Annotated in this window: 9 protein-coding genes and 1 tRNA gene; 7 read left to right on the top strand and 3 right to left on the bottom strand. The window is 68.8% G+C overall.

What is annotated here, in order from left to right; genetic code table 11:
* Positions 1-192 precede the first annotated feature (192 nt).
* A complete protein-coding gene (locus tag ABQE89_RS05245) occupies positions 193-1,080 on the top strand; it encodes a type IV toxin-antitoxin system AbiEi family antitoxin (protein ID WP_448414801.1) in 888 nt (295 codons plus the stop codon).
* A gap of 75 nt (positions 1,081-1,155) precedes the next feature.
* Here the strand turns inward: ABQE89_RS05245 and ABQE89_RS05240 are convergent, their stop codons facing one another.
* Positions 1,156-3,156: a TPM domain-containing protein gene (locus tag ABQE89_RS05240; RefSeq protein ID WP_448414799.1), complete on the bottom strand. Its 2,001-nt coding sequence runs from the start codon at positions 3,154-3,156 to the stop codon at positions 1,156-1,158.
* Between the two features lie 41 nt (positions 3,157-3,197).
* On the opposite strand from ABQE89_RS05240, the gene ABQE89_RS05235 reads away from it, so the two are divergent.
* The 3 genes from ABQE89_RS05235 to ABQE89_RS05225 all read left to right on the top strand — a co-directional run bounded on the left by ABQE89_RS05235 (position 3,198) and on the right by ABQE89_RS05225 (position 6,810).
* Complete coding sequence (locus tag ABQE89_RS05235; protein WP_448414841.1) at positions 3,198-4,478, top strand: deoxyguanosinetriphosphate triphosphohydrolase; 1,281 nt, start codon at positions 3,198-3,200, stop codon at positions 4,476-4,478.
* 9 nt (positions 4,479-4,487) lie between these two features.
* Positions 4,488-6,416, top strand: coding sequence for a DNA primase (gene dnaG, locus ABQE89_RS05230; RefSeq protein WP_448414797.1), 1,929 nt, complete (start codon positions 4,488-4,490; stop codon positions 6,414-6,416).
* A 79-nt stretch (positions 6,417-6,495) separates the two neighbouring features.
* Positions 6,496-6,810 (top strand): DUF7155 family protein, encoded by a 315-nt coding sequence (locus ABQE89_RS05225; RefSeq protein WP_448414795.1) that lies wholly within the window; start codon positions 6,496-6,498, stop codon positions 6,808-6,810.
* Here the strand turns inward: ABQE89_RS05225 and ABQE89_RS05220 are convergent.
* Positions 6,788-7,078 carry a hypothetical protein gene (locus tag ABQE89_RS05220; RefSeq protein WP_448414793.1) on the bottom strand — a complete coding sequence of 97 codons (291 nt, stop codon included), beginning with the start codon at positions 7,076-7,078 and terminating at the stop codon, positions 6,788-6,790. The two genes, ABQE89_RS05225 and ABQE89_RS05220, sit on opposite strands and share 23 nt — an antisense overlap.
* Before the next feature lie 151 nt (positions 7,079-7,229).
* On the opposite strand from ABQE89_RS05220, the gene ABQE89_RS05215 reads away from it, so the two are divergent.
* From ABQE89_RS05215 to ABQE89_RS05205, 3 genes are all read left to right on the top strand, one after another.
* Positions 7,230-7,302: transfer RNA gene (locus ABQE89_RS05215), tRNA-Asn, on the top strand.
* Positions 7,303-7,550: 248 nt separating this feature from the next.
* Entirely contained in the window at positions 7,551-7,940 is a 390-nt protein-coding gene (locus ABQE89_RS05210; protein WP_448414791.1) for a nuclear transport factor 2 family protein, read from the top strand.
* A gap of 96 nt (positions 7,941-8,036) precedes the next feature.
* Positions 8,037-8,510 carry an LppP/LprE family lipoprotein gene (locus tag ABQE89_RS05205; protein WP_448414789.1) on the top strand — a complete coding sequence of 158 codons (474 nt, stop codon included), beginning with the start codon at positions 8,037-8,039 and terminating at the stop codon, positions 8,508-8,510.
* 3 nt (positions 8,511-8,513) lie between these two features.
* On the opposite strand, the gene ABQE89_RS05200 is transcribed toward ABQE89_RS05205, so the two are convergent.
* Positions 8,514-10,433 (bottom strand): acyl-CoA dehydrogenase family protein, encoded by a 1,920-nt coding sequence (locus ABQE89_RS05200; RefSeq protein WP_448414787.1) that lies wholly within the window; start codon positions 10,431-10,433, stop codon positions 8,514-8,516.
* Positions 10,434-10,481 lie beyond the last annotated feature (48 nt).

The following is a 10,481-nucleotide window of genomic DNA, read 5'->3' as shown; positions in this document are numbered from 1 at the left end:
GCTAGGCCTCCTTCCCCTCTCTCTTGGCGCGAGCGTGCGTGTTTGAGGGCGACACGCCGCGAAGTTTTCCGACTTCACGCACGCTCGCCATCCCTCCGGCACCCCCGGATGGTTGTCCCCAGCCGCCAATTCATCCACAGGTCGACCATTTGGCGCTGATCGCCCCGCGCACGCCGACAGACGATCGACGTCATGACCGACGGCATGGGGCACATCTTCGACGCACAAGGCGGCGTCGCCACGACGGGACAGCTACTGACGGTGCTGACCCGCAGCCAGCTCGACACCAGGATCAACCGCGGAGACCTGCTGAAGGTATGGCCGGGGGTGTACAGCCCGGACGAACCTGACGACGTGATTCGACTGCGGGGATTGGATCTGCGGGCACAGGAATCGGTCGCCATCTGCCTCGGTACGGCAGCGGCGGCTTACGGGTTCGACACCGAAGAAGATGACGACCTTCACGTCCTCAATCCCGCGCATCATCAACTGCGCAACTCCGACGGGGTGATCGTGCACCGTCGCGAGGGCGCACCATTGGTCCTCATCCGCGGTCGGCTGGCGACCGCGCCCGCGTGGACGGCGGTGGAGGTCGCGCGGGGCCTGCGACGCCCGCGGGCGCTGGCCACCTTGGACGCGGCACTGCGTAGCGGCACCTGTGATGGTCGCGGGTTACGCGCAGCGGCAGCGTCTCAAGCCGGTCGTCGGGGAATCGTGGCGGTGCGCGAGCTGATTCTGCTGGCTCGAGCCGAGGCGGAATCGCCGATGGAGAGTGAGTCGCGGCTGGTGATGATCGACGGCGGATTGCCGCCCACCGCACTGCAGTACGAGATCGTCGACCTCAATCAACGAACCTGGCGCGTCGACTTCGCCTGGCCCGAACTGCGGGTGGCCGTGGAGTACGACGGGTTTGACTGGCACAGCGACCAGGACAAGTTTCGCAGGGACCGACAGAAGCGCGCTGCCCTTCAAGAGCTCGGTTGGTCGGTCGTCTCGATCGTCTTCGACGACGTCAGGCATCGGCCATCAGACATGCTGCGGCGCATCGAGACTGAGCTCAGGCGCGAGCGTGTGGCGTGAGCGTGCGCAAACTCCCGAATTTCGTCGGCGTGTCGGCCGCAGACCCGCACGCTCGCGGCAAAGGTGACCAACAAGTCAGAAGCGGCCGCCGCCGCCGAACATTCCGCTCCCGCCGCCGGAACCGCCGAACGAGCCGGGGTTGAACCCACCGCCACCGCCGAAGCCACCGAACCCGCCGCGCATTCCGCCGCTGAGGATGTTGCCGATCAGGATGCCGCCGATCACCGCACCCATGTTGCCCCCGCCGCCCCTGCCGTGCGGGCCCATGTACGAGCGGCGGGCATTCTGCTCGTCGGCGCTGGCCAGCGATTGCGCCTGGGCTGCCAGCATCGCGGCACCGTTGGCGTGGGCGATGGCCTCGGCCGGATCGGTGGTCCGCTTCTCCTCGGCGGCCGAGATGTGCCGCACCGCCTCGGCGAGTCGGGTGCGGGCCTCCGGGCCGACGATGCCGCGTCGGGTGTCGATGAAATCCGACACCGAGCGCACCCGTGACCGGGCGGTGAACAGCGCCTCGTCCAGCGCCCGGTTGAGCCGCTCGGCGGCCTCGCGTTCCTCCTCGACGGCCGCGAGCAACCGGTCCAGATCCGCGTCGGCCTTGGTCAGCTCGGTGAATGCGCCCAGCGGGTCGACCGATCCCGAGCGCTTGGCCGCAGCCACCGCGGCCACCGCCGCGTCACGGGCCGAGGACAGCTGGTCAGCCTGGGCCACCGAACCCTCCTTCAGCAGCGCCGTGGCCTGCCTGATGCCGTTCTCGATGTCCTCGACGGCCGCAGGCAGCGTCGCGGCCGCCCGCCGGATATCGCCCGCCGCGCTGTCGACCGCGTCCAGCAGGGACCGCGCCTGCACCAACGCGGACTCCGCGGCGTGCACATGGTCGACGAGTTCGGTCTGACGTCCGGGCTGCGGCCTGGCGGCCAGTTCCCGCCCCAGGGTGATGTTGCGGTCGGCGAAGGTGAGCAGTTCTTTGGCCGCGTCGACGTTACCCGCCACCGAAGCCAGTGCGGTGGCGTCGAATTCGCCGTGCAGTTCGGCGAGCTTGCGTTCCGACGGACCCAACCGGGCGGTGAGGTCGACGACCTGCTGGGTCATCTTGTCCAGCCGGTCGGGGGCGTTGATGACCAGATTGCGGAGGTTCTCGAACCCCTCACGCTGCGCCTCCAATTCGCGGTCGGCCTTGGCGGCGGCGACCACCACACGGGTCAACAGGTCGCGGCGCTGCGCGGGGGTCTCCGGGATGGCGTCGTCGAGGATCTGGCGGACATTGAACGCCTGTGTCAGCGTCGTTTTCGCATTGGTCACCGCACGGGTGAACGGTTCGGTGCGCTCCTTGCCGAACTCCTCGACGGCCAGTTCCAGCTCGTGCTCGCTGGTGCGCACGGCGTTGTCGACCTCGACGACCATCGCGCGAGACAGGTCGTCGAGGGCGTCCACCGAGACCGCGGCCAGCGCGCGCGGATCGGTGGGGTCCACCCGGCGTGCCGCGGCGAACTCGGCCTCGCGACGCTTGCGCTGCCGTCGCCGCCGCCACAGCATCAGAGCCGCCAGCGCCACCCCGATCACCCCGAGGGCCACCAGCAGACCGACCCAGCTGACTCCGGGTCCCGAACTGGCCGACCGGTCCAGTCCCTGGGCGGCTGCGATGGCCGCCTGCGCCCAGTCGCCCTGACGCAGGGCCGGTTCGATGTCGTTGCGCCGCACGCTTTCCACCTGACCGGAGCTCAGGTCGGTGGCGGTGTCGGGCACCAGGAACGCGTATGCGCGGTCGACGGTGGCCACCGCGAGCAGCGCGTCGAAGTCGCCGAGGTCGCTGACCCGCATCGTGGTGCGCGCCCAGTTCTCGGCGGACTGACCGGAGAACGACTCGACGAACACCACCCACAGTCGGGTGTTGCGGTTGGCGTAGAGGGTGTCGATCGCGGAGGCCACCTCGGCACGTCCGGCGCCGTTCAGTGCGCGCGCGTTGTCGGTGACGTAACCCGGGAGCCGCAGCGGAGGCTCCGCGGACACCGGGGGCGCAAGGAGCGCACCGGCGGTGACGAACGTGAGCACGAGGGTCAGCAGGCGGGCGAGACGCATGGTCGCCAATCTAATGCGCCGCGCCGCGCGACCGGTTGGTGCTGGCAGACTGTCCGACGGTGGCAGCGAATCACGACCCCTATGACGAGTTCGACCGGGAGCGCCTGGCGGTCGAACCGCCGAAGGGTGCCGCGTTGCCGGGCACCGACACCGAACACCGCACCGACTTCGCACGCGACCGCGCCAGGGTGCTGCACAGCGCCGCGCTGCGCCGACTGGCCGACAAGACACAGGTGGTCGGGCCGCGGGAGGGCGAGACCCCGCGGACCCGGCTCACCCACTCGCTGGAGGTGGCCCAGATCGGCCGGGGGATGGCCATCGGGCTGGGCTGCGATCCCGACCTCGTCGACCTGGCCGGGCTGGCCCACGACATCGGCCACCCGCCGTACGGCCACAACGGGGAGCGGGCGCTCAACGAGTTCGCCGCCGACCACGGCGGTTTCGAGGGCAACGCGCAGAATATCCGGATTCTCACCCGGTTGGAACCGAAAGTCGTTGACGCCCAAGGCCATAGCGCAGGTCTCAACCTGACCCGCGCAGCGCTGGACGCGGTGACCAAGTATCCGTGGCAGCGGCGCGGCGACACGGTCAAGTTCGGCTTCTACGAAGACGACGCGATCGCCGCGGACTGGGTGCGCGCCGGTGCCCCCACCGACCGGCCCTGTCTGGAAGCCCAGGTGATGGACTGGGCCGACGACGTGGCCTACTCGGTGCACGATGTCGAGGACGGGGTGATCTCCGGCCGCATCGATCTGCGGGTGCTCGCCGACGACGACGCGGCCGCGGTGCTCGGCCGCCTCGGTGAGGCCAGCGGTATGGGCGGAGGCACGCGCGCCGAGGACCTGGAGGCCGCCGCCGGCAGGCTGTCGAACCTGCCGGTCGTCGCGGCCGTCGGAAAATACGACGCCACGCTGGCCGCTTCGGTCGCGCTCAAGAGGCTGACCAGCGAGTTCGTCGGGCGGTTCGCCTCCGCTGCGATCACCGCGACGCGGGCGGCCACCACCGGGCCGTTGACGCGCTACCGCGCCGATCTGCGCGTGCCCGAACTCGTCCGGGCCGAGGTGGCGGTGCTCAAGGTGCTGGCGCTGCAGTTCATCATGTCCGACCCGCGGCACCTGGAGCTTCAGGCCCGCCAGCGCGAACGGGTCCACCGCGTGGCGCACTGGCTGCTGGCCGGGGCGCCCGCCACACTGGATCCGATCTTCGTGCCGGCGTTCAACGACGCGCCCGACGACACCGCGCGGATCCGGGTGGTCGTCGACCAGATCGCGTCGTTCACCGAGGGCCGACTGGAGCGTCTGGCCACTTCCGCAGCGCTCTAGACTGGCCCGGTGGCCGGCCGGATTCCTGATCGCGACATCGCGGCCATTCGCGAGCACATAGCCATCGAGGAAGTCGTCGGCGACTACGTGCAGCTGCGCCGCGCGGGCGCCGACTCGATGAAGGGCCTGTGCCCGTTCCACGACGAGAAGACGCCGTCGTTTCATGTGCGGCCCAACCACGGCCACTTCCATTGTTTCGGCTGCGGAGAAGGCGGCGACGTCTACGCGTTCGTGCAGAAGATCGAGCACGTCAGCTTCGTGGAGGCGGTCGAACTGCTGGCCGACCGCGTCGGCTACACCATCACCTACACCGGCGCGGCGGCCACCAATGTGCAGCGCGACCGGGGCAGCCGCAGCCGCCTGCTGGCCGCCAACGCCGCGGCTCAGGAGTTCTACGCCGCGGCCCTGCAGTCCGAGGAAGCCGCACCGGCGCGGGAGTACCTGCTGGAGCGCAACTTCGACGCCGAGGCCGCGGCGCGGTTCGGCTGCGGGTTCGCGCCCTCCGGGTGGGAGTCGCTGACAAAGCACCTGCTGCGCAAGGGATTCGAGTTCAAGGAGCTGGAGGCCGCCGGCCTGTCACGGGAGGGTCGGCGCGGGCCGATGGACCGGTTCCACCGCCGCCTGCTGTGGCCGATCCGGGCCAGCGGCGGGGAGGTCATCGGGTTCGGGGCCCGGCGCATCTTCGACGACGACCCGATGGAAGCCAAGTACATCAACACCCCGGAGACCGTGCTCTACCGCAAATCGTCGGTGCTGTTCGGGCTCGACCTGGCCAAGCGGGACATCGCCAAGGGCCACCAGGCGGTGGTGGTCGAGGGCTACACCGACGTGATGGCGATGCATCTGGCGGGGGTCACCACCGCCGTCGCCTCCTGCGGCACCGCCTTCGGCGACGAGCACCTGGCCATGCTCCGTCGACTCATGATGGACGACAACTTTTTTCGGGGTGAACTGATCTACGTCTTCGACGGCGACGCAGCCGGGCGTGCGGCCGCGGTCAAGGCCCTCGAAGGCGAGCAGAACCTGGCCGGGCAGTCGTTCGTCGCCGTCGCCTCAGAAGACAAGCTGGCCGGGATGGATCCGTGTGACATCCGGCTTCATTTCGGCGACGCGGCGCTGCGCGACCTGGTGGCGCGGCGCACCCCGCTGTTCGAGTTCGCCATCCGCACCGCGCTCGAGGACCACGACCTCGACAGCGCCGAAGGCCGGGTGTCGGCGCTGCGCCGGTGCGTGCCGATGGTGGCCCGCATCAAGGACAGCATGCTGCGCGACGAGTACGCGCGCCGGTTGGCCGGCTGGGTGGGATGGGCCGACGTCGGCCAGGTCATCAGGCGGGTGCGTGAGGAGGCGCCCACGCGCGGTCTGCCGGAGGGCCGACGCCGGATGGCGGCGACGGAGCGGGCGTCATCGCGGCCGCCGCGGCGCCAGCCGAGCACCGACGAGCGGCCCGACCCCGCCGACCCGACCCTGTGGCCGCAACGCGAGGCGCTCAAGTCCGCACTGCAGTTCCCCGCGCTGGCCGGGCCGGTGTTCGACTCGTTGACGGTGGAGAGCTTCACCCATCCCGGCTACACGGCCGTGCGGGCGGCGATCGAGGCGGCCGGCGGCACTGCGGCCGGGCAGTCGGGCGCGGCGTGGATCGAAGCCGTGCGGGCTCAGGTGGCCACGGAGGCCGCGGCGAGCCTGGTCAACGAACTCGGCGTGGAGGCCATCAACGTCGACGACGAGAAGATGCCGCGCTACATCGGCGGAGTGCTGGCCCGGTTGCAGGAAGTCTGGGTCGGCAGGCAGATCGCCGAGGTCAAGTCCAAGCTGCAGCGGATGTCGCCGGTCGAGCACAGCGACGAGTACCACGCCCTGTTCGGGGACCTGGTGGCCATGGAGGCCTATCGCCGCAGTCTGCTGGAACAGGCCAGCGGCGACGACCTGACTGCGTGAACCGCCGTAACGCGTTAAGGTGAACCCGCTATATACCCGTTATCACGGTCATCACCGTCGGGGAAAAGGTCAGAAAGGCATGCTTGTGGCATCGACCAACATCCGGGTGCGTCGGCTCGTCGCGGTGGGCGCCCTCTCGGTGGCCGCCGTCGCGGCCCCGCTCGCCGCGTGGTCCCTGACCTCGAACGATGCCGATTCCGGGGTGCAGGCCGCGCCCGCCTGCCTGGCCTGGTTCGGCAACAAGGAAGACGGGCGGTGCCTGTCGTACTCCAACGGCTATCCGGTGGTCGGGGGCACGCCGTCGTTCGGCTTCGGCCCCAACGGGGTGAGCGGGCCGAACTTCTCCACCGGGCCCATGCTGCCCGGCATGATCATCGACCGGCCGATCGCCTGACACCCTTTCCGTCGCGCGCGCTGCGTGCGGTCTGCGCGGTTTCCGGCCCGATCACCGCGGTGTTGTCGTCGAGTTCGGTCAACGTGACCATGGGCGGATCCGGTGACACCCGGTCGGCGATCTTGCGGCGACCGGCGTCGATCACGGCCTTGGCCGCGGGGCTCTCGGTGACGGCCTTGTAGGTTCCGGCGATCTGTTCATAGCGGCGCCTGCCGGCTTTCGTACCCAACACGTAGCCGGCTGCCAGTACGACGAGATACCGGATCACTGGGCTCCTCCCGGACGACGGTGCGACGTGTGTTCCATCCTGCCTCACCGACGGGGGTGTGTGCGGGGCGGCGGCGTATTGGCACCCCCGATGGGACGTAAGCTAGAGTCAGCGTTCGGTCCGCGGGTCTGTGACATCGCGGGGTGGGCAGTCCCCTGTAGCTCAATTGGCAGAGCATTCGGCTGTTAACCGAAGGGTTGTTGGTTCGAGTCCAACCGGGGGAGCAATCTGGCACTCACTTCGCCGCACTCATCACATTGCTGGTGGAGTCTGGCACGTCGGCGATTCTGCACATTTCGGGTGGTACCTCTGGCAGGGGCACCGACCCCGCGCATTGCCGACGAGCGCCCTGCTCAGGCAAACCAATTGTCTTCGCAACGGCCGCAATTGCGCGTGCGCCGATCCAATGGACTGGTCGGCGGACAGCGTCGACAATTGACGCTGTCATCCGACCAATGCGAGGGGGATCGAAATGTCGGAGAAGGAAAACAAGGAACAGATCCAGCGCGGTTACGAGGCCTTCGCCAGCGGGGACATCGAGAGTGTGATGGACCTGTTCGACGACGACATCGAATGGGTGCAGCCGGGGGAGAGCTCGGTCAGCGGCACGTTCCACGGTAAGACCGAGGTGATCGAGCAGCTCGGACGGCTGGCGGAGAAGGGGCTGACGGTCCGTCTCAATCAGCTCATCGCCGAGGGTGACACCGTGGTGGCCCTGACCGAGGTGACGGTGGGCGGCGAAACCAGCCATGACGCCGACGTGTTCACGATCCGCAACGGCAAGACCGTTTCCGCGAGGATGCACGGCGACACCGCGATGCTGGAGCGCATCTACGGCAAGAAGCAGCTCGCCGCCGGCTGACGGCAAAGGTCACTGCCGCGAGACGTACGTTATCGCGCAAAAGGTCGAGTAGCGGCCTCGCTAACGTACGTCTCGCGGCCCCGTAGGCTCGCGGCCATGCGAACCATCGCGATGAGCGCCGCGTTGCTGATGCTTGGCCTGACGGCGGCCTGCGGGTGGAGCCCGCCGTCGGCGCCCCCCACCACCGCGGTGGCCTGCGCGCCGGCGGACGGGCCGGACGCGGGCACCGTCGCCGCCGAGATCGACAGGCTGCCCGCCGCGCAGTGGCGCGAGGCCTCGCGCGGCCACACCCCCGACTGCAGCCTGCACTGGGTGCAGGTCGTCTCCGGGGACGCCTCCGACAGCCCGCAGCAGGTGTTGTTCTTCGACCGCGGCTCGCCGGTCGGCACCCCGACACCGGACCCGCGGCCGTACCTCACCGTCACCACGGTGGGCGACGACACCGTCGCGGTGGGCTACCAGTGGCGGCAGGGCGACGAGCCGGCGTGCTGCCCGACCGGCGTCGGCTCGGCCCGGTTCCAGGTCGACAACGGCGAGCTCAAGGCCCTCGACCCGATCCCGGGCCCGTAGGCCTCAGGTGTCGACGATGTTCTCCGGGTGCAGCATCTCGGCGTAGCGCAGCGACTCGGGGATGCCGAACCCGTCGACCAGCAGCTCCGCGTGGGGACGTAGGTTGCGGCAGCGCTCGTTGATGCCGCGGGTGACGGCCTTGGCGCGCTCGGTGGACAGGAACCGGTGCTCCATGAACCAGGCGCGGTCCTCCTCGATCACCGACAGCGCGTACAGGTCACACACCATGTCGAGGATCTTGCGGGCCTCCTCGTCCTCGCAGGTCTCGATGCCGGCCACGAACGCCTCGAGGATGACCCGGTCGATGTGTGCGCGCGCGACGTGCAACACGTGGTCTTGCACGGCGTTGAACGCGTCGAACTCGCTCATCTCCTTGGACTTGCCCTGCAGTCGGCGGGCCACCGTGGAGAGCATGTATTCCTCGCGGTCCTCGAACATCTTGATCTGAGTGCCGCGGTTGAACAGGCTGCCCTCCTCCTCGTTGTCCTGTCTGTTGTCCACGATGGTCTGGATGATCGGTTGCGCGGCAGTGCGTTTCATGACCCGGGTGCCGACGGTCTCGGCGGCGAACCGCACCCACTCGACCGGGCTCATGCTCTTGACGTCGTCGGCGTATTCGGTGAGCAGATGCTTGGCGACCAGTTGGGTCAGCACGTGGTTGTCGCCCTCGAAGGTGGTGAACACATCGGTGTCCGCGCGCAGCGCGATCAACCGGTTCTCGGCCATGTAGCCCGCCCCACCGCAGGCTTCCCGGGCCTCCTGAATGGCCCTGCTGGCGTGCCAGGTGTTGGCGGCCTTGAGCCCGGCGGCCCGGGCTTCCAGTTCACGCTGCTCCTCGGGATCCGGGTCGTCGACGCTCTGCAGGTCGTGGCCCTTGGCCACCAGCTCGTTCTGGGCGAACTGCAGCGCATAGGACTGCGCGATCAACGGCAGCAGTCGACGCTGATGCACCAGGTAGTCCATGATCAGCACTTCGTCACCGTCGGGTGATTCGAACTGCCTACGCTGCAACGCATATCGCGTGGCGATATCCAGCGCCACCCGGGCTGCGGCGGCCGCGCTACCGCCGACGGTGACCCGGCCGCGCACCAGCGTGCCCAGCATCGTGAAGAACCGCCGGCCCGGACTCTCGATCGGCGACGAGTACGTGCCGTCCTCGGCGACATCGCCGTACCGGTTGAGCAGGTTCTCCCGCGGCACCCGCACGTGATCGAACTGGATGCGTCCGTTGTCCACCCCCGGCAGTCCACCCTTGTAGTGGTTGTCCGACGTGGTGATGCCCGGCAGGTCGTTGCCCTCGTCGTCGCGAAGCGGCACCACGAAACAGTGCACACCGTGGCCCTCGCCGTCGGGGGTGATCAACTGCGCGAATACCGCTGCCACGCGGGCGGTCTCGGCGGCGCCGCCGATATAGTCCTTGCGCGAGGTCCTGGTGGGGGAGTCGATGACGAACTCCTTGGTGGCCGGGTCGTAGGTGGCCGTCGTCTCCAGGGACTGCACGTCGCTGCCGTGCCCGGTCTCGGTCATCGCAAAGCACCCCAGCAGGTCGAGGTTGATGATCCGTTTCACGTAGGCCTTGTGGTGGCGCTCGGTGCCCAGATTCTCGATCGCGCCGCCGAACAGACCCCACTGCACACCGGCCTTGACCATCAGCGACAGATCAGACATCGCCAGCATCTCGATGTGGGTGATCGCCGCGCCGACGTCACCGTTGCCGCCGTGTTCCTTTCTGAAGCCGTCCTCGGCCGCGCCGTGCTCGGCCATGATCTTCATCTGCTCGGCGACCTTGGTCCGGGCGATCACGGTGTTCGGCGTGAAGTGCGGTTTGAAGATGTCGCTGGAAAGCTCGCGGCGCATCTTGTTCTTCACGTCGCGCCAACGGCCGTCCAGGGTGTTGCGCAGATGCTCGGCGGTGGTGGTCATGACTCGACGGTAGCCGCAGGCGGGGCCTCGCAAACGTGATGCGGAAAA

The sequence above is a fragment of the Mycolicibacterium sp. XJ1819 genome (assembly GCF_053483675.1).
This window is presented reverse-complemented; position numbering and strand designations above follow the sequence as displayed.

Bases quoted from the DNA above. Each gene is read 5' to 3' on its own strand.
- ABQE89_RS05205 (WP_448414789.1), top strand. From the start codon at position 8,037: ATGCGAACCATCGCGATGAGCGCCGCGTTGCTGATGCTTGGCCTGACG.
- ABQE89_RS05245 (WP_448414801.1), top strand. From the start codon at position 193: ATGACCGACGGCATGGGGCACATCTTCGACGCACAAGGCGGCGTCGCC.
- ABQE89_RS05200 (WP_448414787.1), bottom strand. From the start codon at position 10,433: ATGACCACCACCGCCGAGCATCTGCGCAACACCCTGGACGGCCGTTGG.
- ABQE89_RS05210 (WP_448414791.1), top strand. From the start codon at position 7,551: ATGTCGGAGAAGGAAAACAAGGAACAGATCCAGCGCGGTTACGAGGCC.
- ABQE89_RS05225 (WP_448414795.1), top strand. From the start codon at position 6,496: ATGCTTGTGGCATCGACCAACATCCGGGTGCGTCGGCTCGTCGCGGTG.
- ABQE89_RS05240 (WP_448414799.1), bottom strand. From the start codon at position 3,156: ATGCGTCTCGCCCGCCTGCTGACCCTCGTGCTCACGTTCGTCACCGCC.